Origin of the sequence: Streptomyces sp. NPDC046261 (genome assembly GCF_040646235.1) — a bacterium.
In the GTDB taxonomy this organism is placed as follows: domain Bacteria; phylum Actinomycetota; class Actinomycetes; order Streptomycetales; family Streptomycetaceae; genus Streptomyces.
In genome coordinates this window covers 1-26,001 of record NZ_JBEYZU010000011.1, presented here as the reverse complement: position 1 = coordinate 26,001, position 26,001 = coordinate 1, and the positions used below count along the sequence as shown (strand labels likewise).

The window sequence follows — 26,001 nt, the reverse complement described above, 5'->3', positions numbered from 1 at the left end:
TCAGTACTTGTCGCCGTTTCTCAGCGTTTGTCTTCAGGAATCTCCATCGCTCTGCACACTCCACGCCAGACGTCCTTGGCGTTCCAGCCGGCGTCCAGCGCCTGGTGCACGGTCCTTCCGCCGAGTTCGGACATCACATGATCGCGCGCGAAGGAGTCGGCGTACACCGCGCCGAAATAGTCCGCCATCCGCTGCCAGAAGACCGTCAACCGCATGGTCCAAGTATCCCGCCCCTGAGAGTGCAGCCGCGCACGAGCCGCTGACCGGGGCCGCCGCGCGCCCTACGGTCTTGTTCATGGCCCCATCCGGAGCATCCGCTGTCGCCCGCGCCGAACACTTCGTCTGGCTCACCGCCCGCGTCCTGGAGCAGCGCAGATTCGCCTACCACTTCCTCGGTGGCAGCGCTGACGCCGTCGAGGCGGCCCTGGCACCGTACGAGGGCGACGACGGAGGCTTCGGACATGCCCTGGAGCCGGATCTGCGCGGCCCGGTCAGCCAGCCCCTGCACACCGCGCACGCGCTGCGCGTGCTGGACGAGATCGGCCGCTGCCGTGATCGCCGTGTGGAGCGGCTGTGCCGCTATCTGACGGCGGTCTCCACCCCGGACGGCGCGCTGCCGGCGCTGCACCCCTCGCTGCGCGGCTATCCGGCCGCCCCCTGGATCCCGGTCGTGGACGATCCGCCGAGCGACCTGCTGGCCACCGGGCCCGTAGTGGGTCTGCTGCACCGCAACGAGGTGTGGCACGCGTGGCTGTTCCGGGCCACCGACTTCTGCTGGGCGGCGGTCGACGCCCTCGGCGCGGGGGCGCGGACGCATCCGTACGAGGTCGAGGCGGCCGTCGCCTTCCTCGACGGGGTGCCGGACCGGCGGCGCGCCGAGGCGGCGGCCGAGCGGCTCGGGCGGACGGTGCGGGAGCAGCGGCTGGCCGTCCTGGACCCCGCGCGGGCGGCCGACCACCCGGTGCCGGAGGGGTACGCGCCGGGCGAGCACCACTTCCCGCACGACTTCGCCCGGACCCCCCGCTCCGTGGCCCGGCCCTGGTTCACCGACGCCGAGCTGGCCAGGTCGCTTGAGTTCCTCGCCGGCGCGCAGGAAGAGGACGGGGGCTGGCCGATCCGCTGGCGGGCGTGGGCGCCGGGCACGGTGCTGGAGTGCCGGCCGATGGTGACCATCGACGCGCTGCTGACGCTGCGGGCCTACGGCCACCCCGTCCAGCCCTCCCAGCAGGCCTGAAAACCGCCCCTGACCTGCTCGTCCGGGGCATTGTCAGTGGCGCGGTGCACGATGGGGTGCATGGCGGACGACACGGCAGCTGCGACAGCGGGGGACCCGGCCTCGGCCCTCGCCATGTTCTCCCCCGCGACCCGCGCCTGGTTCACGGGTGCCTTCACCGCGCCCACGGCGGCCCAGGCCGGAGCCTGGCGGGCGATCGACGAGGGCTCGGACGTGCTGGTCGTCGCGCCGACGGGCTCCGGCAAGACGCTGGCCGCCTTCCTCGCCTCCCTGGACCGGCTGGCCGGCTCGCCACCGCCCGCCGAGCGCGCCAAGCGCTGCCGGGTGCTGTACGTCTCCCCGCTCAAGGCCCTGGCCGTGGACGTCGAGCGCAATCTGCGCAGCCCGCTCACCGGCATCCGTCAGGAGTCGGTGCGGCTGGGGCTGCCCGAGCCGGAGATCCGCGTCGGCATCCGCTCCGGTGACACCCCCGCCGCCGAGCGCCGCGCGCTGGTCACCCGCCCGCCGGACATTCTGATCACCACGCCCGAGTCGCTGTTCCTGATGCTGACCTCCGCCGCGCGGGAGTCGCTCACAGGCGTGGAAACGGTGATCCTGGACGAGGTGCACGCCGTCGCCGGGACCAAGCGCGGCGCGCACCTGGCCCTGTCCCTGGAGCGCCTGGACACCCTGCTCGCCCGCCCCGCCCGGCGCATCGGCCTGTCCGCGACGGTGCGGCCGGTGGACGAGGTGGCGCGGTATCTCTCGCCGCAGCGCAAGGTGGAGATCGTCCAGCCGTCGTCCGGCAAGGAGTTCGACCTGTCGGTCGTCGTGCCGGTCGAGGACCTGGGCGAGCTCGGCGGCTCACCGGTGCAGGAGGGCGGCGACGGCAAGGAGAGACCGTCGATCTGGCCGCACGTCGAGGAGCGCATCGCCGATCTCGTGCAGGCCCACCGCTCCACGATCGTCTTCGCCAATTCGCGCCGTCTCGCCGAGCGGTTGTGCAACCGCCTCAACGAGATCGCCTACGAGCGGGCCACGGGCGAACCGCTGCCCAAGCACCACTCCCCCGCCGAGCTGATGGGCGGCTCGGGTCCGGCCAAGGGGGCGCCCCCGGTCATCGCCCGGGCGCACCACGGCTCGGTCTCCAAGGAGCAGCGGGCCCTGGTGGAGGAGGACCTCAAGGCGGGGCGGCTGCCGGCCGTCGTCGCCACCTCCAGCCTGGAGCTGGGCATCGACATGGGCGCCGTCGATCTGGTCGTCCAGGTCGAGTCACCGCCGTCTGTCGCCTCCGGTCTGCAGCGGGTTGGCCGCGCCGGTCACCAGGTCGGCGCCGTGTCGACCGGCGTCGTCTTCCCCAAGTACCGGGGTGACCTGGTGCAGGCGGCCGTCGTGACGGAACGCATGCGGCAGGGGGCCATCGAGTCGCTGCGCGTGCCGGCCAATCCGCTGGACGTGCTCGCGCAGCAGATCGTCGCCATGGTGTCCATGGACACCTGGGACGTGGAGGAGCTGCTGGCCGTGGTGCGGCGCGCGGCGCCCTTCGCGTCACTGCCGGAGTCCGCCTACTCCGGGGTCCTCGACATGCTCGCCGGCCGCTACCCCTCCGACGCCTTCGCGGAGTTGCGGCCGCGCCTGGTCTGGGACCGCACGGCCGGGACGCTCTCGGGGCGCCCGGGGGCGCAGCGGCTCGCCGTCACCTCCGGCGGCACCATCCCCGACCGCGGCCTCTTCGGCGTCTTCCTGGCCGGCGCGGACCCCAAGAAGGGCGGCGGCCGGGTCGGGGAGCTGGACGAGGAGATGGTCTACGAGTCGCGGGTCGGCGATGTCTTCACCCTCGGCACCACGTCCTGGCGGATCGAGGACATCACCCGCGACCGCGTCCTGGTCACCCCGGCCCCCGGCACGCCCGGCCGGCTGCCGTTCTGGAAGGGCGACCAGCTGGGCCGCCCCCTCGAACTGGGGCGGGCCCTGGGCGCGTTCCTGCGCGAGATCGGCGGCCTGGCGCCCGAGGCGGCCCGCGAGCGGCTCACCGCCGCCGGCCTCGACCGCTGGGCGGCCGACAACGTGCTGTCCTACCTGGACGAACAGCGCCGCGCCTGCGGCCATGTGCCCGACGACCGGACGATCGTCGTCGAGCGCTTCCGCGACGAGCTGGGCGACTGGAGGGTCGTCGTCCACTCGCCCTTCGGCGCCCAGGTGCACGCTCCCTGGGCGCTGGCCCTCGGTGCCCGGCTCACCGAGCGGTACGGCATGGACACCCAGGTGATGCACGCCGACGACGGCATTGTGCTGCGCCTGCCGGACGCCGATCTGCTGGGCCTGGACCTGCTCGACACCGAGCCGGCCCGGCAGGGCACGCAGTACGACAGCGAGCAGTCCCCCGTCGGTGCCGCCGATGTCACCTTCGACAAGGGCGAGGTCGACCGGATCGTCACCGACCAGGTCGGCTCCTCGGCCCTGTTCGCCGCCCGTTTCCGGGAGTGTGCCGCGCGCGCCCTGCTGCTGCCGCGGCGCGATCCCGGCAAGCGCACCCCGCTGTGGCAGCAGCGCCAGCGGGCCTCCCAGCTCCTGCAGGTCGCGGGCGAGTTCGGCTCGTTCCCGATCGTGCTGGAGGCGGTGCGCGAATGCCTTCAGGACGTCTTCGACGTCCCCGGCCTGACCGAGCTGATGGGGGACGTCGAGGCCCGCCGGGTGCGGCTGGTCGAGGTGACCACGCCCGAGCCGTCCCCGTTCGCCCGCTCCCTGCTGTTCGGCTATGTCGCCCAGTTCCTGTACGAGGGCGACTCCCCGCTCGCCGAGCGCCGGGCCGCCGCGCTCTCCCTGGACTCCCGGCTGCTGGCCGAGCTGCTGGGCCAGGCCGAGCTGCGCGAGCTGCTCGACCCCGAAGTCCTCACCGAGCTGGAGCGCGAGCTGCAGTGGCTGACCGAGGACCGCAGGGTCAAGGACGTCGAGGGCGTCGCCGACCTGCTGCGGCTCCTCGGCCCGCTCACCGGCGCCGAGCTGGCCGAGCGCGGCGCCGAGCCGCAGTGGGCGAAGGAGCTGTCCGAGGCGCGCCGCGCCATCCGGGTCCGCATCGCCGGCCAGGACCACTGGGCAGCCGTCGAGGACGCCGGGCGGCTGCGCGACGCCCTGGGCACGGCCCTGCCCGTAGGGGTGCCCGAGGCCTTCACCGAGCCCGTCAAGGACCCGCTCGGCGACCTCCTGGCCCGCTTCGCCCGCACCCACGGCCCGTTCACCTCGGCCCAGGCCGCCGCCCGCTTCGGCCTCGGCACGGCGGTGACCGACGGCGCGCTGCACCGCCTGACGGCCGGCGGCCGCATCGTCCAGGGCGAGTTCCACCCCGCCGGCATCGGCCAGGAGTGGTGCGACGCGACCGTCCTGCGCAGGCTGCGCCGCCGTTCCCTGGCCGCCCTGCGGCACGAACTGGAGCCGGTGCCGCCCGCCACGCTGGCCGCGTTCCTCCCCGCCTGGCAGCACATCGGCGCCCACAGCCTGCGCGGCATCGACGGACTGCTGCGTGCCGTGGAGCAGTTGCAGGGCGCCTCGGTGCCCGCCTCCGCCCTGGAAAAGCTCGTCCTGCCCGCCCGCGTGAAGGACTACTCCCCCGCCCTGCTCGACGAACTCACCGCCTCGGGTGAGGTCGTCTGGGCCGGGGCCGGCGCGCTGCCCGGCAAGGACGGCTGGGTCTCGCTGCTGCTCGCCGACGCGGCCCCGCTGCTCCTGCCCGCGCCGCACCCGCTGGAGCTCTCGCCCGTGCACGAGGCCGTGCTCGAGGCCCTCTCGGGCGGCTACGGACTGTTCTTCCGTCAGATCGCCGAGCGGGTCCGCGCCGCCGATCCGGCCATGGGCGAATCGGCGGGCAGCGACGCACTGATCGCCGACGCCGTCTGGGACCTCGCCTGGTCGGGCCGGCTCACCAATGACACCCTCGCGCCCCTGCGTTCGCTCCTCGGCTCCGGCCGGACGGCCGGTTCCACCGCCCATCGCGCCAAGCGGGCCGTGCCGCGCGGCCGTTATGGCGCTTTCACGGGCCGGCCGGGTCTGACCGGCCTGACGGCCCGGAGTGCCGCCTCCCGCAGTGGCCCCCCGACGGTCGCGGGCCGCTGGTCGCTGTTGCCGCAGCGCGAGGCGGACACCACCCACCGGGCCCACGCCCTGGCCCGGACCCTCCTCGACCGGCACGGCGTGGTGACCCGGGGAGCCGTCGCCGCGGAGGGCGTGGAGGGCGGTTTCTCCGCCGCCTACCGCGTGCTCTCCGCCTTCGAGGAGAGCGGGCAGGCCCGCCGCGGCTATGTCGTCGAGGGGCTGGGCGCCGCGCAGTTCGCCATGGACGGCGCCGTCGACCGGCTGCGTGCCGCCGGCACGGCCCGTGAGCGGTCCGGCGGTGCGCCCGTCGCCCCCTGGGACGCCCGCCCCGCCGCCGCACAGCCCGCCCGCCGGGCCGTCCTGCTCGCGGCCGCCGACCCGGCCAACGCCTACGGCGCCGCCCTGCCCTGGCCCGAGCCGCCCGTCGACGCGGCCGCCCACAAGCCCGGCCGCAAGGCCGGCTCCCTGGTCGTCCTCCTCGACGGCGCCCTGGCGCTCTACATGGAACGGGGCGGCAAGACCCTGCTGGCCTGGCCGCAGCAGGAGGGCTCCGACACCGCGAGCGGCGACGACCCCGGGCTGCGCGAGGCGGCGGCCGCGCTCGCCGACGCGGCCCGCGCCGGCGCCCTGGGCACCGTCACCGTCGAGCGTGTCAACGGCTCCCCGGCCCTGTCCTCGCCCCTGGGCCCCCTCCTGGAGTCCGTGGGCTTCCACGCCACCCCGCGAGGGCTGCGCCTGCGGGCCCCCTGAGCGAGGCCACATGATGGCCGTAGGCCGGAAGGAGACGCCCGATGCCCGAAGGGGACACCATCTGGCGCACCGCGCGGGGCCTGCACGACGCCCTCGCGGGCGAGACGCTGGTCCGCTCCGACCTGCGCGTGCCGAAGCTCGCGACCGTCGACCTCACCGGCCGCACCGTCCTCGAGATCGTCCCGCGCGGCAAGCACCTGCTCATGCGCGTCGAGGGGGGCCTCACCCTCCACTCCCACCTCGGCATGGACGGCTCCTGGCGGATCCAGGCCCCCGGCCGGCGCCCCGGCGGAGGGCCGCAGCACCAGATCCGCGCCGTCCTCGCCACCGCCGGCCACACCGCCGTCGGCTACCGCCTGCCCGTCCTGGACCTGCTGCGCACCACTGACGAGTCCACCGTCGTCGGTCACCTCGGCCCGGACCTGCTGGGCCCCGACTGGGACGCCGAGGAGGCGGTCCGCCGCCTGCTCGCCGACCCCGGCCGCACCATCGGCGAGGCCCTCCTCGACCAGCGCAATCTCGCGGGCATCGGCAATGTCTACAAATCCGAGATCTGCTTCATGCTGCGGGTGACCCCCTGGCTGCCCATCGCCGCCTTCCCCGGCCCGGAGCACCTGGTGGCCCTCGCCAGAAAGCTGCTGGAGGCCAACAAGTCGCGTGCCTTCCGCATCACCACGGCCGACGCCCGTCCCGACCGCCGCCTATGGGTCTACGGCCGGGCCGACAAGCCCTGCCGGCGCTGCGGCACCCCGGTGCTCACCGCCGACCAGGGCCCGGCGGGCCAGGAGCGGACCACGTTCTGGTGCCCCCACTGCCAAGCCGGCCCTTCACCACCGGCCGTCCGGCCCACCGGCCGGTACCAGCCCCCCACTGGGCCGAACGGGTGAGGAGAAGAGGGCTGCTCCCGCTCACCCCGTCCCGGCCGGGCCCTGCCCGCCGCCCCGGCGCCACCGCCGCCGCCGTACGCCCCCCGCACCCGTCCTGCGGTCCCTCGGCACACAGTGCACCGGCAGCAGGCTCAGCCCCCATCCCCCGGTCGCGACGAGCCCCTCCAGAAAACCCGCCCGCCCCGGCTGGAGCAGCAGCCGGAAAACGGCCCAGCACCACACCCCGCCCACCAGGAGCGCGAGCACCCACCCGACGGGGCCCGGGCGCCGGCGCACCGGGACGTCGCTGCGGACCATGGCTGCCTCCTTCGGGGCCGACACCGCGAGCCACCCGGCAGGAGCCTGCGAGGGCCCTCAGCCGGCGTTCTCGCCGCGGGCCCGGGCGAGCTCCCGCTCGAGCTCCGCGATCTCGCGGTCGCGCCGGTGCACCTCGACGATCACCCGCTGCTCCCCCTCGTGAACGCCCTCCTGGTACACCGCCCGCACGAAAGCGCCGGCAGTGGCCTGGTCGAGGTCCGCCACCACCATCAGCTCATTCGTGTAGCGGATCACCGGGTGCTCGCTCATGTCCCCAGGAGACCCCGCAGGGACCGCCCGCGCCACCCGTGACGCCTCGGTCCCCGGCAGGCGGACGGGCAGGGGCGTCAGGCGGCCGGGGAGGGAAGCGTCAGGCGTTCTCCGCCTGGAACATCCAGTGGTGCTTCTCCAGGTCGCCCGTGAGCCCGATGAGGATGTCCTGGGTGACCGGGTCCGGGTCGGCCGTCTCCTGGATGCGTGCCCGCATCCTGGTGATCACGGCGCCGAGCGCCCCGACCAGGGTCCGTACCGCGTCCGTGTCCTTGGTCCAGCCGCCCCCGACCGGGTCGATGCCGCTGGTCTTCGCCACCGTCTCGGCCCGCCCGTCCGGGGCGATGCCCAGCGCCGAGGCCCGCTCGGCCACGGTGTCGGCGTGCACGCGGGCGCTCGCCACCACCTCGTCGAGCTGGAGGTGGACCGAGCGGAAGCGCGGACCCACCACATTCCAGTGGACCTGCTTGGCCACGAGCGAGAGGTCGACGAGATCGACGAGCGCGCCCTGGAGCGCGTCACCGACGGTCTTGCGGTCCTGTTCGGACAGAGGGCTCTTCACGACAGACATCCGCTTTCCTCCTGTTCAAGGCATTGCTTCGGTTACTCCGCGTTTTCCGCCACGCCACCACGATGGCATGGCGTGGGAATCACGGCACATGGGTGCCGTTGCGGCCGGAAAACGCGGAGATCCCGGTCAGAACTTCTGACCGGGATCCCGAACGTGAAACACATGCCTTCAGGCTCTTGTCAGCCCTTCTCAGGCCGCGACCACATCCACGGCCTCCGCAGGGGCCTTGATGGTCACGCGCTCCCCCGGAACGCCCGTCACGGACGTTACGGACACCGAATTGAACATCGGCCGCATCGGCGCGGGTACCGGCTCGCTCGCCGCCGCCGACTGCGCCAGCTCGGCGAGCGACAGCTCGTCACTCACCTCGCGCATGACCTCGGACATCCGTACGTCCAGAGCGTCGCAGATTGCGGAGAGAAGCTCGGAGGACGCCTCTTTCTGCCCGCGCTCGACCTCGGAGAGATAACCGAGTGAGACCCGGGCGGAGGAGGAGACCTCGCGCAGAGTGCGGCCCTGGCGTTGGCGCTGCCGACGCAGCACGTCACCCAGCAGGCGACGGAGCAGAATCATCGGTGGCTCCCTCCTTGGACCGCGAATCCGGTTCCTTCACGCCCCACCGTACCGCCTCGGGGTGCGGCCGTGCGGGGAGCTATGTCGTGTTCACTCAGGGCTGCAAACATCAATTCCCCCCGTTGTGTTCCGTATCCTTTGCCCCCGCGTTCCCTGTCAGTTCGCGCAGGAGCAGCGCGAGGACCGCCCGTACGCTTCCGGCCCGGACGGCCGCCCGGTCGCCGTCGAGCGACAGCCGCCGTACGTGATCCGTGCCGTCCGGCCCCGCCACGGCGACGAAGACCGTGCCGACGGACTGGCCGTCCTGTTCGTCGGGACCGGCGACCCCCGTCGTCGCGATCCCCCAGTCGGCGCCCAGCAGGTCCCGGACGCCTCGTGCCATCTGGCGGGCCACATCGGCGTCGACGGCGCCCCGCTCCTCGAGCAGCGGGCCGTCCACGCCCAGGACGTCGCGCTTGACGTCGGTGGCGTAAGCGGTGACCGAGCCGCGTACGGTGCGGGAGGCCCCGGGCGCCTCGGTCAGCCAGGCGACGGCCAGGCCGCCCGTGAGCGACTCGGCGGCGGCCACCGTGTGGCCCCGCTCCCGCAGCGCCGACAGCACCTCGGCGGCGCCGGCGCCACCCGTCACGGTCATCGCGCGGACTCCCGGGAGCGTCCGGCCCTGCGCATCTGGACGGCCTGCTTGACGTAGTCGAGGCCGGTCAGGACGGTCAACGCGACGGCGACCGCCATCACCCAGAAGCGCAAGGTGGCCAGCGGCCCGGTGAGCGCCAGGATGTACATCCCGACGCCGACGCCCTGCGCGAGCGTCTTCATCTTGCCGCCGCGGCTGGCCGGGATGACGCCGTGCCTGATGACCCAGAACCGCATCAGCGTGATGCCGATCTCGCGGAAGAGGATCACGCCCGTGACCCACCACGGCAGGTCGTCCAGGGCGGACAGGCAGATCAGCGCCGCACCCATGATCGCCTTGTCGGCGATCGGGTCGGCGATCTTGCCGAAGTCGGTGACCAGGTTGTACGCCCGCGCCAGATGGCCGTCGAAGAGATCGGTGATCATGGCGACGGCGAAGGCGGCCCAGGCGAAGGAGCGCCAGGCCGGGTCATAGCCGCCGTTGTGGAGCATCAACAAGACGAACCCGGGCACCAGGAGCAGGCGCACCATGGTGAGGATATTGGCGATGTTCCACAACCGGGCCGGGCCCACGCCCGTCGCCGGAGCCGGACCTCCTGCGGCGGAGGCCGGGAGTCCGCTCATCTGCCCGCCTCCTCGGTACACCCGCCCTCGATTCCGAGCGGCTCGGCGACGAGGTCGACGCCCTCGCTCGCCACCACCTTCGCCACGACCATACGGCCGGGCGCCGGCGCCTGAACGTCATCGGACCAGGTGAGCCGCACCTGACCGTCGGTCTCGGGCGCCTGGTGCGCCGCGCGGCCGATCACGCCGTCCTCGTCGTCGACACGGTCGACCAGTACTTCGATCGTCTCACCGATCCGCTCCTCCGCGCGCTGCGCGGTGAGCTCCTCGGCCAGCCGCGAGACGCGGGCCAGCCGCTCGGCGACGACGTCGGGGGCGAGCTTGTTCTCGTACGTGGCCGCCTCGGTGCCGTCCTCGTCGGAGTAGCCGAAGACGCCGATGGCGTCCAGGCGGGCCCCGGTCAGGAAGCGCTCCAGCTCGGCGACGTCCTCCTCGCTCTCGCCGGGGAAGCCGACGATGAAGTTGGAGCGGGCGCCGGCCTGCGGCGCCTTGGACCGGATCGTGTCGAGCAGCTCGAGGAAGCGGTCGGTGTCGCCGAAGCGGCGCATGGCGCGCAGCACGCCGGGCGCCGAGTGCTGGAAGGAGAGGTCGAAGTAGGGCACGACCTTGTCCGTCGAGGTCAGCACGTCGATCAGGCCCGGTCGCATCTCGGCCGGCTGGAGGTAGCTGACCCGGATCCGCTCCAGGCCGGGGACGGCCGCGAGCTCGGGCAGCAGCGTCTCCAGCAGGCGGATGTCGCCGAGGTCCTTGCCGTAGGAGGTGTTGTTCTCGGAGACCAGCATGACCTCCTTCACGCCCTGCTCGGCCAGCCAGCGCGTCTCGCCCAGCACGTCGGAGGGGCGGCGGGAGATGAAGGAGCCCCGGAACGAGGGAATGGCGCAGAAGGAGCACCGCCGGTCGCAGCCGGAGGCGAGCTTCACGGAGGCGACGGGGCTGGCCCCGAGCCGGCGGCGCAGCGGGGCGCGCGGCCCGGAGGCCGGCGCCAGGCCCTCCGGCAGGTCGGCGGGCGGGGTGTCCTGGGCGTGGCCGGGGAGGGCGACGTCGGACGCCTGCTGGCGTTCGGCGGGGCTGATCGGCAGCAGCTTGCGCCGGTCGCGCGGGGTGTGGGAGGCGTGGACGCCGCCGGAGAGGATGGTCTGGAGGCGGTCGGAGATGTCGGCGTAGTCGTCGAAGCCGAGCACGCCGTCGGCTTCCGGCAGCGCCTCGGCGAGCTCCTTGCCGTATCTCTCGGCCATGCAGCCCACGGCCACGACGGCCTGGGTCCGGCCATGGTCCTTGAGGTCGTTGGCCTCGAGGAGGGCATCGACGGAGTCCTTCTTGGCGGCCTCGACGAAACCACAGGTGTTGACGACGGCCACATCGGCATCGGCGGCGTCCTCGACGAGGTCCCAGCCATCCGCCGCCAAGCGGCCTGCCAGCTCCTCCGAGTCCACCTCGTTACGGGCGCAGCCAAGTGTGACAAGAGCGACGGTACGGCGTTCGGGCATAGGGCTCAGCCTACTTTGTCCCGGCGCCGCATCCGTTGCCGAGTGGCCGGCGGACGCGGAGAGCCTGATCACCCGGTGGCTCTCCGCGCCCGCCGGCGCGGCTGCTCTGCGCGGCCCGCGGCGGCCTCCCGCCGCCTGTGGCGGCCGGCGCCCGCCCGGGGGCCGGTCAGCCCGCCGAGGGGTCGCCCCTGGTGTAGCTCAGGCGCTGGACCTGGCCGTCGTCGCCCAGGTTCTTGACCTCCTTGCCGTTCACGAACAGTTGCACGGCCCCGGCGTTGCCCAGCACCAGGTCGATGCGTTTGCTGTCGGTGAACGTCTTGGAGGCGCCCTGCTTGAGCACGCCTTCCTCGAGGAGCTTGCCGTTGTGGTCCTTGGCGGACATCCAGGTCTGGCCGTTCTCGGCGGTGAGCTTGACGGTGACCTTGTTGGCCGGAACGCCGGCGATGGCGCTGGCGGACGCCTCGGCCTTGGGGTCGGACGACGCCTTGCCGGAGCCGGCCTTGCTCGCCGCCGGTGACGGTTTGCTGGTGGCCGGGTCGGCCGAGACCGGCCCGCTCTTCGAGCCGCCGCTGAAGAGCGTGAAGCCGACGAAGCCGACGACCGCCACGATCGCGGCGACCATGGCGGCCGTCCAGTTGGGTCGTCGCGGCTCGGGCCGGATGCGCTCGGCCTCGAAGAGCGGGGCCGCGGGCGTGGGTGCGGGGCGTCCGCCGTGCTCGGCGTCGTACTGCGCGACGAGCGGGGCGGGGTCGACGCCGACGGCACGCGCCAGGGTGCGGATGTGCCCACGGGCGTAGACCCGTCCGCCGCAGCGGGTGAAATCGTTCTGCTCGATCGTGTGGATGATCGGGATGCGTACGCGGGTGCTCGAACTGACTTCTTCCACGGTCAGTCCGGCATCGATACGGGCCTGCTGAAGGGATCGTCCGACGGAGGGCCGGTCATCCTCTGATTCTGATGACTCTGAAGAGTTGCCGATGGACACGTGGGCGCCTTTCGAGCGTGCAGCCACCTGCTGGAGATTCAGTCTAGGGGGGATGCGAAACGGTCGGGCAAGCGGGAAGCCGGACTTTGTAGGCCATCAGAATGCTCTCTGGTAACGCCGGTGGCACATCGCCCCTCCCCCCTCGCTCAACTCCGCTCGGGCCCGAGAGAAACGGTTGGTCAGGGATCTTTTCCAGCTGCTACGGCTGGTCCTCCCCGCGGATGATCGCGAGGACCCCGTCCAGCTCGTCGGGCTTCACCAGGACGTCGCGGGCCTTGGAACCCTCGCTGGGCCCCACGATGCCGCGCGACTCCATCAGGTCCATGAGCCTTCCCGCCTTGGCGAATCCCACACGCAATTTCCGCTGCAGCATCGAGGTCGACCCGAACTGGGTGGAGACGACCAGTTCGGCCGCCTGGCACAGCAGGTCCAGGTCGTCGCCGATCTCCTCGTCGATCTCCTTCTTCTTCGACGTGCCGACGGTGACGTCGTCGCGGAAGACCGGCGCCATCTGGTCCTTGCAGTGCTTGACGATGGCCGCGACCTCGGCCTCCGTCACAAAGGCGCCCTGCATGCGGATGGGCTTGTTGGCCCCCATCGGCAGGAAGAGGCCGTCGCCCTTGCCGATGAGCTTCTCGGCGCCGGGCTGGTCGAGGATGACCCGGCTGTCGGCGAGCGAGGAGGTGGCGAAGGCGAGCCGGGAGGGGACATTCGCCTTGATCAGACCCGTGACGACGTCGACGGACGGTCGCTGGGTGGCGAGCACGAGGTGGATGCCGGCGGCGCGCGCGAGCTGGGTGATCCGCACGATCGAGTCCTCGACGTCGCGCGGGGCCACCATCATCAGGTCGGCGAGCTCGTCCACGATGACCAGCAGATACGGGTAGGGCGACAGCTCCCGGCCGCTGCCCTCGGGCGGCTTGACCTTCCCCGCGCGCACGGCGGCGTTGAAGTCGTCGATGTGCCGGAAGCCGTAGGCGGCCAGGTCGTCGTAGCGCAGGTCCATCTCGCGCACGACCCACTGCAGGGCTTCGGCGGCCCGCTTGGGGTTGGTGATGATCGGCGTGATCAAGTGCGGGATGCCCTCGTAGGCGGTCAGCTCGACGCGCTTGGGGTCGACCAGCACCATCCGTACGTCCTCGGGGGTGGCGCGCACCATCACCGAGGTGATCAGGCAGTTGATGCAGGACGACTTTCCGGAGCCGGTGGCGCCGGCCACCAGGACGTGCGGCATCTTCGTCAGGTTGGCCATCACATAGCCCCCCTCGACGTCCTTGCCGAGCGCGACGAGCATCGGGTGCTCGTCGCCGGCCGCGTCCGCCAGCCGCAGCACGTCCCCGAGGTTGACCATCTCACGGTCGGTGTTCGGGATCTCGATGCCCACGGCGGACTTGCCGGGGATCGGGCTGATGATCCGTACGTCCGGGCTGGCGACGGCGTAGGCGATGTTCTTGGTGAGGGCGGTGATCCGCTCGACCTTGACGGCCGGGCCCAGCTCGACCTCGTAGCGCGTGACCGTCGGGCCCCGGGTGAAGCCGGTGACGGCGGCGTCGACCTTGAACTCGGCGAAGACGTTGGTCAGCGAGGCCACTATGGCGTCGTTGGCGGCGCTGCGGGTCTTGCCCGGTCCGCCGCGCTCGAGCAGCCCGAGGGAGGGCAGCGAGTAGGTGATGTCCCCGGCGAGCTGGAGCTGCTCGGCCCGCGCGGGCAGGCCGCCGGCCGGCTCGGGGGCGGGCTTGGTCAGGTCCGGTACGACGCCGGGCGTGGCCTCCGCGGCCCGTGCGCCCTTTCCGGTCTGCCCGGTCTTCGCGGCCTTCCCGGCACCGCGCGCGGTCGGCACGGCGCCGTCCGGGCGGTCGTTCCCCGACGGCACGCCGCTGCCGAGGTCGGCGACGAGCGGGGTGGGCGGGATGCCGTGCAGGACGGCACCGTCGAGGGAGGCGGCGGCAGCGGCGGCGAGGTCCACCGCGTCCGGCTCGCGGTCGGCGGGGGGCTCCACGGCCTTGCGGCGCGAGGTGCGGCGCTTGTCCAGCGCCTCTTCCTCGGCACGCCCGGGATCGGCCGCGGCGGCGGCACGGCGGGGCCTGCGGGCGGGCGGCGCCTCGCGCCACTCCTCGCCGTACTCCGCGTAGTCGTCGTCGCCGTCACGCGGTCCGTACTCGTGCGGGTGCGGCTCGATGACGCCGAGCCGGATGCCGAGCTGCCGCAGCCGCCGGGGGATGGCGTTGACCGGCGTCGCGGTGACCACCAGCAGGCCGAAGACCGTGAGCAGGAACAGCAGCGGTACGGACAGGACTTCGCCGACGGTGACGAGCAGGGGCTTGGCGGCGGCCCAGCCGATCATCCCTCCGGCGTCCTGCAGCGCCTGCGAGCCGTCCCCGCGCCCGGGTGCGCCACAGGCCACGTGGACCTGGCCGAGGACGCCGATGACCAGCGCGGACAGGCCGATGACGATCCGTCCGTTGGCCTCGGGCCGCTCGGGGTGGCGGAACAGCCGCATCGCGATGACGGCGAGGAGTATCGGTACGACCAGGTCCAGGCGGCCGAAGGCGCCGGTGACGAGCATCCGGATGAGGTCGCCCACGGGACCGTCGAGGCTGGACCAGGTGCCGGCGGCCACCACGAGGGCCGCGCCCAGGAGCAGCAGGGCGAGCCCGTCCTTGCGGTGCGCCGGGTCCAGGCCCTTGGCGCCGCGGCCGACCCCGCGGAAGAGGCCGCCGGCGCCGTGCGCCAGGCCGCGGCCGACGCGGCGGGCTCCGCCGGCTCGCTTGGGGGCCGCCTTGGCGGCCGGCTTCCTGGCGGGGGCCTTGCGCGCGGGCCGGGCCGGTGTCTTCTTCGCGGGTGCCTTCTTGGCAGCGCCCCCGGGCCGTCCGGCGCGCTGCTTCGAGTTGCCCGCCGTGCTCTGGGAACCCTTGCCGGACGTACGTGAGGCCATGGTGCCGAGATTACCGTTGTCCGACGTGCGGTACACGTGGGGCCGGGCGTTCACCCATTCGTGTCGCGGTGCTGTGGTGAAGCGGGTGACGCGGTGTCAAAGGGTGGTCAGCTCGGGGAGGGAAGCGGGCTCGCGCCGCTTCCCGTGCCCGGCTCCAGCGCGTCCAGCGCGCGCCGCAGCCCGGTGAGCTTGCGCTCCAGATGGGCCGCGGTGGCCACCGCGGCCGCGTCGGCGGACTCGTCGAGCTGCTTGGAGAGCGCCTCGGCCTGCTCCTCGACGGCCGCGAGCCGTGCGGAGAGCTCGGCGAGCAGCCCGGCGGGCTCCTGGGGCTCGATGGCCCCGCTCCGGCCGGACTGGCCGCTCTCCAGTTGCAGGCGCAACAGGGCGGCCTGCTCGCGCAGCTGGCAGTTCTTCATGTACAGCTCGACGAAGACCGAGACCTTGGCGCGCAGCACCCACGGGTCGAACGGCTTGGAGATGTAGTCGACCGCGCCCGCCGCGTAGCCGCGGAAGGTGTGGTGCGGACCGTGGTTGATGGCGGTGAGGAAGATGATCGGGATGTCCCGGGTCCGCTCCCGCCGCTTGATGTGCGCGGCGGTCTCGAACCCGTCCATGCCGGGCATCTGAACGTCCAGCAGGATCACCGCGAAGTCGTCCGTCAGCAGCGCCTTGAGCGCTTCCTCCCCTGACGATGCCCGTACCAGTGTCTGATCGAGCGCCGAGAGGATCGCCTCCAGCGCCAGCAGATTTTCCGGCCGGTCATCGACCAGGAGGATCTTGGCCTTCTGCACCATGGCCCGTCCTCCTCGCCCCGGCAGTGCACCGGGCGCCGCCCCAGGGGACGACTCCCTTGCGCCGCCCGTCCTTGTGCCGGTCATGGTAGCCGCACCCCGCCTGTCGCCACACCCTGTCACCGCGATGTCACTGTGCACGTAGCAGAAACGCGGTGGGGGACCAGAAGGTTCCCCGAATACCGCGGTCCCACACGTCTTTGGCCACACTCAGTCAGCAGACAGTCAAATAGTGAACGAGATTCCGTCACTCTGCGCGCATCCACTGCTCCATCACCGTCAGAAGATGATCCGTATCGACTGGTTTGGTGACATAGTCGGACGCTCCGGCATCGATGCTCTTCTCCCGGTCGCCCTTCATCGCCTTCGCCGTGAGCGCGATGATCGGCAGCCCCGCGAACTGCGGCATCCTGCGGATCGCCGCCGTCGTGGCGTAGCCGTCCATCTCCGGCATCATGATGTCCATCAGGACCACCACGACGTCGTCGTGCTGCTCCAGGACCTCGATCCCCTCGCGCCCGTTCTCGGCGTAGAGCACCGACAGGCCATGCTGTTCCAGCACGCTGGTGAGGGCGAAGACGTTGCGGATGTCGTCGTCGACGATCAGCACCTTCTCGCCCTGGAAGGCGCCCTTGAAGCCGCTGTGCGCCTCCTCCGCGTGACGATGCGCCTCGCTCAGCCAGGGCTCCGCCGGCGCGATCTCGCCCGCGCGCGCCCCCTGGGCACCCGGCGCCCCGGGCTCGTCCTGCCCGGCCGCCCCTGCCAGGGCCGCCATCTGCCCGGCGGCCTGGGCGGCCCGGCGGCGGCGCAGGAAGAGCCCGGCGGCCTGGCGCGCGGGCGAGACGTCGCCCTCGGTGGTCGCGTCGCCGGACGCCCTCAGCGGCGCGCCCGGCGTCCGGCCGTCCGCCTCCAGCTGCGGGTAGCCCTGCGGCGGCAGCTCGCCGGGGTTGAGCGGCAGGTAGAGCGTGAAGGTCGAGCCCCGGCCGGGCTCACTGGCCGCGTCGATCTCGCCGCCGAGCAGCCGCGCGATCTCCCGGCTGATGGACAGCCCCAGGCCCGTACCGCCGTACTTGCGGCTGGTCGTGCCGTCGGCCTGCTTGAACGCCTCGAAGATGACCCGCATCTTGCTCTGTGCGATGCCGATGCCGGTGTCCGTCACCGAGAAGGCGATCATGTCGGCGTCGGCGTCGCGCAGCGAGCCCGCCTCCAGCAGCTGCTCCCGGATGCTGTCCGGCACGTCCGCGCCGGCCGGCCGGATGACCAGCTCCACCGCGCCGGTGTCCGTGAACTTCACCGCGTTCGACAGCAGGTTGCGCAGCACCTGCAGCAGCCGCTGCTCGTCGGTGTGGAGCGTGGCCGGCAGCTCCGGCGAGACCCGCACCGAGAAGTCCAGGCCCTTCTCCGCCGTCAGCGGCCGGAAGGTGGCCTCCACGTAGTCCACGAGCTGGACCAGGGCGATCCGGCTCGGGCTGACGTCCATCTTGCCCGCCTCCACCTTGGACAGGTCCAGGATGTCGTTGATCAGCTGCAGCAGATCGGAGCCCGCGCCGTGGATCGTCTCGGCGAACTCCACCTGCTTGGGCGAGAGGTTGCCCTCCGCGTTGTCGGCGAGCAGCTTGGCCAGGATCAGCAGCGAGTTGAGCGGGGTCCGCAGCTCGTGCGACATGTTGGCGAGGAACTCGGACTTGTAGCGCATCGAGACCGCGAGCTGCTCGGCCCGCTCCTCGAGCACCTGCCGGGCCTCCTCGATCTCGGTGTTCTTGACCTCGATGTCGCGGTTCTGCCGGGCCAGCCGGTCGGACTTCTCCTCCAGCTCGGCGTTGGAGATCTCCAGCGCCTTCTGCCGGTTCTCCAGCTCCGCCGAGCGCTCGCGCAGCTGCTCGGTCAGCTCCTGCGACTGCTTGAGCAGCATCTCCGTCTTGGTGTTGACGCTGATGGTGTTGACGCTGGTGCCGATCATCTCGGCGATCTGGTTCAGGAAGTCCTTCTGGATCTGCGCGAACGGCTGGAAGGACGCCAGCTCGATCACGCCGAGGATCTGGCCCTCGAACAGCACCGGCAGCACGATCACATGGGCCGGAGGCGCCTCGCCCAGGCCGGAGGCGATCTTCAGATAGCCCGGCGGGACGTTCTCCACCAGGATCGTGCGCTTCTCCTTCGCCGCCGTGCCGATGAGCGACTCACCGGGCCGGAAGGACGTGGGCATCGAGCCCATCGAGTAGCCGTACGAGCCGAGCATCCGCAGCTCGTACGCCTCGTCGTCGCCCTCCGTCTCCTGCGGGCCCGTGGGCATCGCCAGGAAGAAGGCGCCGTGCTGCGCGGAGACCACGGGCGTCAGCTCGCTCATGATGAGCCCGGCGACGTCCTCCAGGTCGCGCCGGCCCTGCATCAGGCCGGAGATCCGGGCGAGGTTGCCCTTGAGCCAGTCCTGCTCCTTGTTGGCCAGGGTCGTCTCGCGCAGGTTGGCGATCATCGTGTTGATGTTGTCCTGGAGCTCCAGGATCTCGCCCGCCGCATCCACGTCGATCTTGAGATTGAGGTCGCCGCGGGTCACCGCGGTGGCGACCTCCGCGATGGCCCGGACCTGCCGGGTCAGGTTGCCCGCCATCTCGTTCACCGACTCTGTGAGGTCGCGCCACGTGCCGTCCACGTCGCGTACCCGAGCCTGACCCCCCAGTTGACCCTCGGTACCTACCTCGCGGGCCACCCGGGTCACCTGGTCGGCGAAGGAGGACAGCTGGTCGACCATCGTGTTGATGGTCGTCTTCAGCTGGAGGATCTCGCCCCGCGCATCGATGTCGATCTTCTTGGTCAGGTCGCCCTGGGCGATGGCGGTCGTCACCATCGCGATGTTGCGCACCTGCCCGGTGAGGTTGGACGCCATCGAGTTCACGGACTCGGTGAGGTCCTTCCACGTGCCGCTGACGCCCGGCACCCGCGCCTGGCCGCCCAGGATGCCGTCGGTGCCCACCTCACGGGCCACCCGCGTGACCTCGTCCGCGAACGACGACAGCGTCGTCACCATGATGTTGACGGTGTCGGCCAGCTGCGCGACCTCGCCGCGCGCCTCGACCGTGACCTTCTTCGTCAGGTCGCCGTTGGCGACCGCGGTGGCCACCTGCGAGATGTTACGGACCTGACTGGTCAGGTTGTTGGCCATCAGGTTGACGTTGTCGCTGAGGTCCTTCCAGATGCCGGTGACGTCGCGCACCCGCGCCTGGCCGCCCAGCTGCCCCTCCGTGCCCACCTCACGGGCCACCCGCGTGACCTGCTCGGCGAAGTCCGACAGCTGGTCCACCATCGTGTTCACCGTGGTGACGAGCTCGAGGATCTCGCCCTTCGCGTCGACGGTGATCTTCTTGGAGAGATCGCCCTTGGCGACCGCCGTGGTCACCTCGGCGATGTTGCGTACCTGCGACGTCAGGTTGTTGGCCATGAAGTTGACCGACTGCGTGAGGTCCTTCCAGGTGCCCGAGACACCCTGCACCTCCGCCTGGCCGCCCAGGATGCCCTCGGTGCCCACCTCGCGGGCCACGCGCGTGACCTGGTCGGCGAACGAGGAGAGCTGGTCCACCATCGTGTTGAGGGTGTTCTTCAGCTCCAGGATCTCGCCCCGGGCATCCACATCGATCTTCTGCGACAGATCACCGCGCGCCACCGCCGTGGCGACCTGCGCGATGTTACGGACCTGAGTGGTCAGGTTGCCGGCCATGCCGTTGACCGAGTCGGTGAGGTCACGCCACACGCCAGCCACACCCGGCACCTGGGCCTGACCGCCGAGCCGGCCGTCCGTACCCACCTCGCGGGCCACCCGGGTCACCTGCTCGGCGAAGGCGGAGAGCTGGTCGACCATCGTGTTGATGGTGTTCTTCAGCTCCAGGATCTCGCCCCGGGCATCCACATCGATCTTCTGCGACAGATCACCGCGCGCCACCGCCGTGGTCACCTGCGCGATCTGCCGCACCTGCGAAGTCAGGTTGCCGGCCATGAAGTTGACCGAGTCGGTCAACTCCTTCCAGGTGCCGCTGACGCCGTCCACCCGGGCCTGGCCGCCGAGCCGCCCCTCCGTGCCCACGTCCCGCGCCATCCGCGTGACCTGGTCGGCGAAGGACGACAGCTGGTCCACCATCGTGTTCACGGTGTTCTTCAACTGCAGCATCTCGCCGGACACATCGACGGTGACCTTCTGCGACAGGTCGCCGTTGGCGACCGCCGTCGTCACCTGCGCGATGTTACGGACCTGGCCGGTGAGGTTCCGGAAGGCCGTGTTCACCGAATCGGTGAGGTCCTTCCACGTACCCGCCGCACCCGGCACCTGCGCCTGACCGCCGAGCTCACCCTCGACACCGATCTCCCGTGCCACGCGCGTGACTTCGGCACCGAACGCCTGGAGCTGGTCCACCATCCCGTTGACGGTGTTCTTCAGCTCCAGCATCTCGCCGGCCGCGTCGACGGTGACCTTCAGCCCCAGATCGCCGTTGGCGACCGCTGTCGTCACCAACGCGATATCACGGACCTGGCCGGTGAGATTACGGAAGGCCGTGTTCACCGAATCGGTGAGGTCCTTCCACGTACCCGCCGCACCCGGCACCTGCGCCTGACCGCTCAGCCGGCCCTCGGCACCGACCTCGCTGGCCACACGCGTGACCTCGTCCGCGAACGTCCGCAGCGTCTCCGTCATCTGATTGACGGTCTCGGCCAGCTGCGCCACCTCGCCGCGCGCGCTCACCGTGACCTTCTGCGACAGGTCGCCGTTGGCGACGGCCGTCGTGACCTGCGCGATCCCGCGCACCTGCGCCGTGAGGTTGCCGGCCATGAGGTTCACCGAATCGGTGAGGTCCTTCCAGACCCCCGCGACACCCGGCACCTGCGCCTGACCGCCCAGCTCGCCCTCCGTACCCACCTCCCGGGCCACCCGCGTGACCTCGGAGGCGAACGAGGACAGCTGATCCACCATCGTATTGACGGTGTTCTTCAGCTCCAGCATCTCCCCGGCCACATGAACGGTGACCTTCCGGGAGAGATCGCCCTTGGCGACCGCGGTCGTCACCAACGCGATATCACGCACTTGAGCGGTGAGCCGGGACGCCATCGTGTTGACGGAGTCCGTCAGGTCCTTCCACGAACCGGACATTCCGCGCACCCGGGCCTGGCCGCCCAGCTTGCCCTCGGTGCCCACCTCGCTCGCCACCCGCGTCACCTCGTCGGTGAACGCCGACAGCTGGTCCACGAGCCCGTTGACCGTACGCCCGACCTTGAGGAACTCACCCCGCAGCGGATGCGCCGCCCCGTCGGCCCCCAGGGAGCGCAGATCCATCCGCTGCTCCAGATCGCCCTCGGCGACCGCCGACAGCACCCGGCCCACCTCGGACACCGGCCGCACCAGATCGTCCACCAGGGCGTTCGACGCGTCGATCGCCGCCGCCCAGGCCCCTTCGCAGGCCCCGACCTCCAGCCGCTCCGCGAGCTTGCCCTCACGGCCGACCACCCGGCGCACCCGCGCCAGCTCGCCCGTGAGCTGCAGATTGCGGTCCGCCACCTCATTGAAGACCGCGGCGATCTCGGCCATCACGCCGTCGCCGGAGACCGTCAGCCGCTTGCGCAGATTCCCGTCCCGCATCGCCTCCAGAGCCGACCGCAGCCGGTTCAGGGCAGCCGTGTCCACTTCGGTCGTCCCGTTGGTCCGGGACCGTCCGCCCTTCGCGCGCGTGCTCACGCCCCGCGCCGCTGCGCCAGACTCCACCGTGTCCCTCCCGCTGGGTCGATCATCATCGTCGGGCTTCCGCTTCAAGCTTTCCCAGTGTTTCACCCCGGCCCAACCAGGCCATAACAGTCGGCAGCATCGCACACGGTCCACCGGCACCCCCAAGGTGGAATCCCTGTGCACCGGGATCCGCGCACACAGCGGAGGTAAGTAACCTGGCAACCGGCCAGGGCAACGGAGGGGCGCTGCACATGTGTGAGCAGATCGCCGAGACATTTACGAGGAGACCTGTGATCACCGCGCGGGCTGCCGCCACCTTCGAGCCGGTCGGCCGCTCGGTCGCCGCCGCCCGGGCCTTCGTCCGGGACACCCTCCAGGGCTGGGGCTTCCCCGATGTCATCGACGACGCCGTCGTCCTGACCAGCGAACTCGTCACCAACGCCGTCGTCCACGCCGGCACGGCCGCCGACGTTCTGTGCATGCGCATGCCCACCGGTGTACGCGTCGAGGTCGCCGACCGCTACCCCGAGCGCGAGCTGCCCGTGCAGAGCCCGGCCCGCCAGTTCGGCGGCGTCGACCGCGAGGGCGGCCGCGGCCTGCTGCTGTGCGCCGCCCTCGCCGCCCGCTGGGGCGTCGAGTACAGCGCGACCCGCAAGACGGTCTGGTTCCGCCTCGAGCTGCCCGACCGCCCCGCGGGCACCCGCTCCGCCGGCCCCGCCCTGCCCGCCGAGGCCCTTCCGGTCGCCGACGCCCGCGTGCGCGTCGCCGTCATCCAGATCGACCGCACCGGCGGCATCAGCGCCTGGAACGACGACGCCCACGAACTCTTCGGCTTCGCCGCCGACCAGATCATGGGCAAGCCCCTCACCGACCTCGCGGCCTGGCCGCACACCCCCGGCACCTCCACCGGCATCGCCGAGGCCCTGCGCCTGTCCCGCTGGGAGGGCTCCTACGGGATAAGGGGCGCCGACGGGAAGATCATCCCCGTCTACGCCTCCCACCTGCGCGTCCGCGACACCGCCGGCTCCCCCTCGACCGTCTGCCTGCTCGTACGGGACGAGGAGCGCGCCGTCCTGCAGAGCCCGCCCCGCTCCCCGGCCCCCGACGCGGCCGCCACCGAGCGGGGCTCGGCGACCGACCCCTTCGAGGTCTTCATCGGCTCCCCCGCCCCCGACGACCTCGACGGACTCCTCCAGCGCACGGTCGAGCGCGCCCGCGACATGCTCGACGGCGACTCCGCCTACCTCCTGCTCGCCACCGACGACGAGACGGAACTGGAGGTACGCGCCTCCACCGGCCTGCCCTCCACCCGCCAGCGCTTCGCCCGCGTCCCCGTCGAGGCGGGCACGGGCCGCTACGGCTCCGCCCGGATGCCGGCCGTCCACGACGACCTCAGCGCCGTACCGGGCGCCGTCCCCCTCCTCGCCGACACCGGAATGCGCTCGGTCGTCACCGTGCCGCTCAAGGTCGAGGGCCGCCTCACCGGCTCCCTGGGCGTCGCCGCCGAATCCCCGCGCCGCTACGGCAACGAAGAGGCCCTGCGCCTGCAGTTCGCCGCCGACCGCATCGCCCTCGCCGTCGAGTCCGCCCGCCTGGGCGAGCTGGAACGGCTGCGCCGCGGCTCCCTCTCCTTCCTCGTCGAGGCATCCGACCTGCTCGCCGGCACCCTCGACCGCGACCAGACCCTGGCCCTCATGGCCCAGATGACCGTCCCGACCCTGGCCACCTGGTGCGCGGTCTACACGATCGCCGACCAGAGCTCGGAGCCGGAGCTGTCCTACGTCCTGCACGAGGACGAGGACCGCATCGACGGCCTCAAGGCCCTGCTGTCCAAGGTCGCCCCGCCCGACCCGGTCCCCACCCCCGGCGCCCGCGTCTGGACCGCGCCCGCCGAGGCCGCCCACTCCGCCGCGCTGCGCACCTCCCTGCGCAGCCTCGGCCTCGCCGACGCCACCGGCCGCGTCCCCGGCCCGGGCACCTCGCTCGCCACGGCGGCGGCCGTCGGCGGCGAAACGGTCGTGCTGCCCCTGGTGGCCCGCAACCGCGTCATCGGCATGCTCACCCTCGGCAAGCCCACCGACGACCACTTCCGCCAGGAGATCCTCGAACTCGCCGAGGACCTCTCCCGCCGCGCCGCCCTCGCCCTGGACAACGCCCGCCTCTACAGCGAGCGCACGGCCATCAGCCAGAGCCTCCAGCGCAGTCTGCTCCCGCCGGAGCTCCCGGAGGTCCCCGGAGTGGAGGTCGAGGTCATCTACCGCGCCGCCGGCGAGGGCAACGAGGTCGGCGGCGACTTCTACGACCTCTTCCCCATCCGCGACGGCGCCTACGGCTTCGCCATCGGCGACGTCTGCGGTACGGGCCCGGAGGCGGCGGCCGTCACCGGCCTGGCCCGCCACGCGCTGCGCCTGCTCGCCCGCGAGGGCTTCGGCGGCCCGGCGGTCCTCGAGCGGCTCAACGCCGCCATCCTCGACGAGGGCGCCCGCAGCCGCTTCCTCACCCTCCTCTACGGCGAGCTGTGGCCCCAGCACGACGGCAGCGCGATCCTCAAGGTCGTGTGCGCCGGCCACCCCCTGCCGCTGCGCCTGCGCCAGGACGGCACCGTCGAGCCGGCCGCGGACCCGCAGCCGCTCCTGGGCGTCATGGACGACCTGGAGCTGTACGAGCAGACCGTGACCCTGGACCCGGGCGATGTGCTGCTGTGCGTCACCGACGGCGTCACCGAGCGCCGCGAGGGCACGCGCATGCTGGGCGACGACGGCCTGACGGACGTCCTGACGACCTGCACGGGCCTGACGGCGGGCGCGGTGGCGGCCCGGGTCCTGCGCGCGGTCGAACGTTTCGCCGCGGAGCCCGCCTCCGACGACATGGCCATCCTCGCCATGCGGGTGCCGGAACCTCAGGACTCCTGAGGCCCCCGGGGAAAGAGAAGGCCCCCGGGAAACGAGAAAGGCCCCCGCCGACTGGCGGGGGCCTTTCTCTTGTGGAGCCCCAAAACGGAATCGAACCGTTGACCTTCTCCTTACCATGGAGACGCTCTGCCGACTGAGCTATTGGGGCCGGCAACGAGATAAAGCATACCCGATGTTCGGACACGCTTTTGACCATCAGGCGGCCGCCACGGGCAACAACCCTCCGAGCGCGTTGCACACCGCCACCAGCCGGTGCAGTTCGCGCGGCGACATCCCCGCCTGTACGGGCAGGGCAAGGCATTCGCCGGCGGCCCGCTCGGTCTCGGGCAGCCACAACTCCCGCCGGAACGCGGGAAGTCGGTGCACCGGCGTCTGCACGGGCACCCGGCATCCGATCCCCCGCCCCCTGAGCGCACGGGCGAAGGCGTCCCGGTCGGGACGGCCGTTGCCGGGCACCCGTACGACGTAGGACCGGTAGCGGTGCACGGCTCCAGGCGCCACGGCCGGCGTCACGACTCCGGAGAGGCGGGCATCGAGGTAGGCGGCGTGGGCCCGGCGCCGCAGCACGGCGTCGTCGGACTCGGGCTCGGGCTCGGATTCGTGCGGCGCATGCTCGATCAGCCGCAATCCGCGCTCGTCGGCGACGGCTTGAAGCGCCGCCAGGTCGGCGGGATGACCGAAGAGGTGTACGGGCACGATGGCGGCGGTACGCGAGGTGACGGCGCCGGCCACGGAAGCGGGGTCGAGGCAGAAGCTGTACGGATCGATGTCGGCGAACACCGGCCGGGCACCCACGTCCCGTACCGCCTCGGCGGGCCCGGCCGTGGCGTACGACGGCACGATGACCTCGTCGCCGGATCCCACACCTGCCGCCCTGAGCAACTCCACTGTCCCCATGCCGCGGATGGTGCCCAGGGGACGTTAACGAGGCATGACGCCGCACAGTTCATCGTGAAAACAAAAAAGCTCTGACGCATGAACCGGAGTTCATACATCAGAGCTTTTTTGAATAATTGTTCGGCGGCGTCCTACTCTCCCACAGGGTCCCCCCTGCAGTACCATCGGCGCTGAAAGGCTTAGCTTCCGGGTTCGGAATGTAACCGGGCGTTTCCCTAACGCTATGACCACCGAAACACTATGAAGTTAACCAACCCGGCATGGACACAGGTCGTTACTTCAGAACCTACACAGTGGACGCGAGCAACTGAGGACAAGCCCTCGGCCTATTAGTACCAGTCAGCTCCAACCGTTACCGGTCTTCCACACCTGGCCTATCAACC

General features: G+C 71.7%; 17 protein-coding genes, 1 tRNA gene and 1 rRNA gene. 4 read left to right on the top strand and 15 right to left on the bottom strand.

Going from position 1 to position 26,001, the window contains the following annotated elements; translation table 11 throughout:
- Positions 1 to 20: 20 nt before the first annotated feature.
- Entirely contained in the window at positions 21 to 215 is a 195-nt protein-coding gene (locus ABZ956_RS20230; RefSeq protein ID WP_361895213.1) for a DUF3046 domain-containing protein, read from the bottom strand.
- Between the two features lie 80 nt (positions 216 to 295).
- Here ABZ956_RS20230 and ABZ956_RS20225 point away from each other — a divergent pair, with 80 nt between their 5' ends.
- The 3 genes from ABZ956_RS20225 to ABZ956_RS20215 are packed head-to-tail and all read left to right on the top strand — an operon-like array spanning position 296 to position 6,939.
- Positions 296 to 1,234: a hypothetical protein gene (locus ABZ956_RS20225; RefSeq protein WP_361895211.1), complete on the top strand. Its 939-nt coding sequence runs from the start codon at positions 296 to 298 to the stop codon at positions 1,232 to 1,234.
- Positions 1,235 to 1,294: 60 nt separating this feature from the next.
- Positions 1,295 to 6,052 (top strand): ATP-dependent helicase, encoded by a 4,758-nt coding sequence (locus tag ABZ956_RS20220; protein WP_361895208.1) that lies wholly within the window; start codon positions 1,295 to 1,297, stop codon positions 6,050 to 6,052.
- Positions 6,053 to 6,093: 41 nt separating this feature from the next.
- Positions 6,094 to 6,939, top strand: a complete 846-nt coding sequence (locus tag ABZ956_RS20215; RefSeq protein ID WP_361895205.1) for a DNA-formamidopyrimidine glycosylase family protein — start codon at positions 6,094 to 6,096, stop codon at positions 6,937 to 6,939.
- Between the two features lie 21 nt (positions 6,940 to 6,960).
- On the opposite strand, the gene ABZ956_RS20210 is transcribed toward ABZ956_RS20215, so the two are convergent.
- From ABZ956_RS20210 to ABZ956_RS20160, 11 genes are all read right to left on the bottom strand, one after another.
- The gene (locus ABZ956_RS20210; protein WP_361895202.1) at positions 6,961 to 7,236 is read right to left on the bottom strand and encodes a hypothetical protein; all 276 of its coding nucleotides are present in this window, start codon (positions 7,234 to 7,236) and stop codon (positions 6,961 to 6,963) included.
- 57 nt (positions 7,237 to 7,293) lie between these two features.
- A complete protein-coding gene (locus tag ABZ956_RS20205) occupies positions 7,294 to 7,506 on the bottom strand; it encodes a hypothetical protein (RefSeq protein ID WP_361895199.1) in 213 nt (70 codons plus the stop codon).
- 100 nt (positions 7,507 to 7,606) lie between these two features.
- A complete protein-coding gene (locus tag ABZ956_RS20200; protein WP_361895196.1) occupies positions 7,607 to 8,077 on the bottom strand; it encodes a DNA starvation/stationary phase protection protein in 471 nt (156 codons plus the stop codon).
- Positions 8,078 to 8,266: 189 nt separating this feature from the next.
- A complete protein-coding gene (locus ABZ956_RS20195; protein WP_086566431.1) occupies positions 8,267 to 8,650 on the bottom strand; it encodes a helix-turn-helix transcriptional regulator in 384 nt (127 codons plus the stop codon).
- 109 nt (positions 8,651 to 8,759) lie between these two features.
- Positions 8,760 to 9,284, bottom strand: a complete 525-nt coding sequence (locus ABZ956_RS20190; RefSeq protein ID WP_361895193.1) for a CinA family protein — start codon at positions 9,282 to 9,284, stop codon at positions 8,760 to 8,762.
- Positions 9,281 to 9,907 (bottom strand): CDP-diacylglycerol--glycerol-3-phosphate 3-phosphatidyltransferase, encoded by a 627-nt coding sequence (pgsA, locus tag ABZ956_RS20185; protein WP_361895190.1) that lies wholly within the window; start codon positions 9,905 to 9,907, stop codon positions 9,281 to 9,283. The genes ABZ956_RS20190 and pgsA overlap by 4 nt, the downstream gene beginning before the upstream one ends.
- Entirely contained in the window at positions 9,904 to 11,394 is a 1,491-nt protein-coding gene (rimO, locus tag ABZ956_RS20180; protein ID WP_361895187.1) for a 30S ribosomal protein S12 methylthiotransferase RimO, read from the bottom strand. Before rimO ends, pgsA begins: the two co-directional genes overlap by 4 nt.
- A 166-nt stretch (positions 11,395 to 11,560) precedes the next feature.
- On the bottom strand, positions 11,561 to 12,379 hold the full coding sequence (locus ABZ956_RS20175) for a RodZ domain-containing protein (RefSeq protein ID WP_361895184.1): 819 nt from the start codon (positions 12,377 to 12,379) through the stop codon (positions 11,561 to 11,563).
- Positions 12,380 to 12,578: 199 nt separating this feature from the next.
- Positions 12,579 to 15,314, bottom strand: a complete 2,736-nt coding sequence (locus ABZ956_RS20170; protein WP_361895181.1) for a DNA translocase FtsK — start codon at positions 15,312 to 15,314, stop codon at positions 12,579 to 12,581.
- Positions 15,315 to 15,421: 107 nt separating this feature from the next.
- On the bottom strand, positions 15,422 to 16,108 hold the full coding sequence (locus tag ABZ956_RS20165; protein ID WP_360910838.1) for a response regulator: 687 nt from the start codon (positions 16,106 to 16,108) through the stop codon (positions 15,422 to 15,424).
- 244 nt (positions 16,109 to 16,352) lie between these two features.
- Positions 16,353 to 21,848 (bottom strand): HAMP domain-containing protein, encoded by a 5,496-nt coding sequence (locus ABZ956_RS20160; protein ID WP_361895178.1) that lies wholly within the window; start codon positions 21,846 to 21,848, stop codon positions 16,353 to 16,355.
- A 212-nt stretch (positions 21,849 to 22,060) separates the two neighbouring features.
- Between ABZ956_RS20160 and ABZ956_RS20155 the strand changes: the two genes are divergently transcribed.
- Positions 22,061 to 24,721 carry a SpoIIE family protein phosphatase gene (locus ABZ956_RS20155; RefSeq protein WP_361895175.1) on the top strand — a complete coding sequence of 887 codons (2,661 nt, stop codon included), beginning with the start codon at positions 22,061 to 22,063 and terminating at the stop codon, positions 24,719 to 24,721.
- A gap of 72 nt (positions 24,722 to 24,793) precedes the next feature.
- Here the strand turns inward: ABZ956_RS20155 and ABZ956_RS20150 are convergent.
- The 3 genes from ABZ956_RS20150 to rrf all read right to left on the bottom strand — a co-directional run bounded on the left by ABZ956_RS20150 (position 24,794) and on the right by rrf (position 25,853).
- Positions 24,794 to 24,869, bottom strand: a tRNA-Thr gene (locus ABZ956_RS20150).
- A 47-nt stretch (positions 24,870 to 24,916) separates the two neighbouring features.
- The gene (locus ABZ956_RS20145; RefSeq protein WP_361895172.1) at positions 24,917 to 25,618 is read right to left on the bottom strand and encodes a DegT/DnrJ/EryC1/StrS family aminotransferase; all 702 of its coding nucleotides are present in this window, start codon (positions 25,616 to 25,618) and stop codon (positions 24,917 to 24,919) included.
- A 118-nt stretch (positions 25,619 to 25,736) separates the two neighbouring features.
- Positions 25,737 to 25,853: ribosomal RNA gene (rrf, locus tag ABZ956_RS20140) — 5S ribosomal RNA — on the bottom strand.
- Positions 25,854 to 26,001 lie beyond the last annotated feature (148 nt).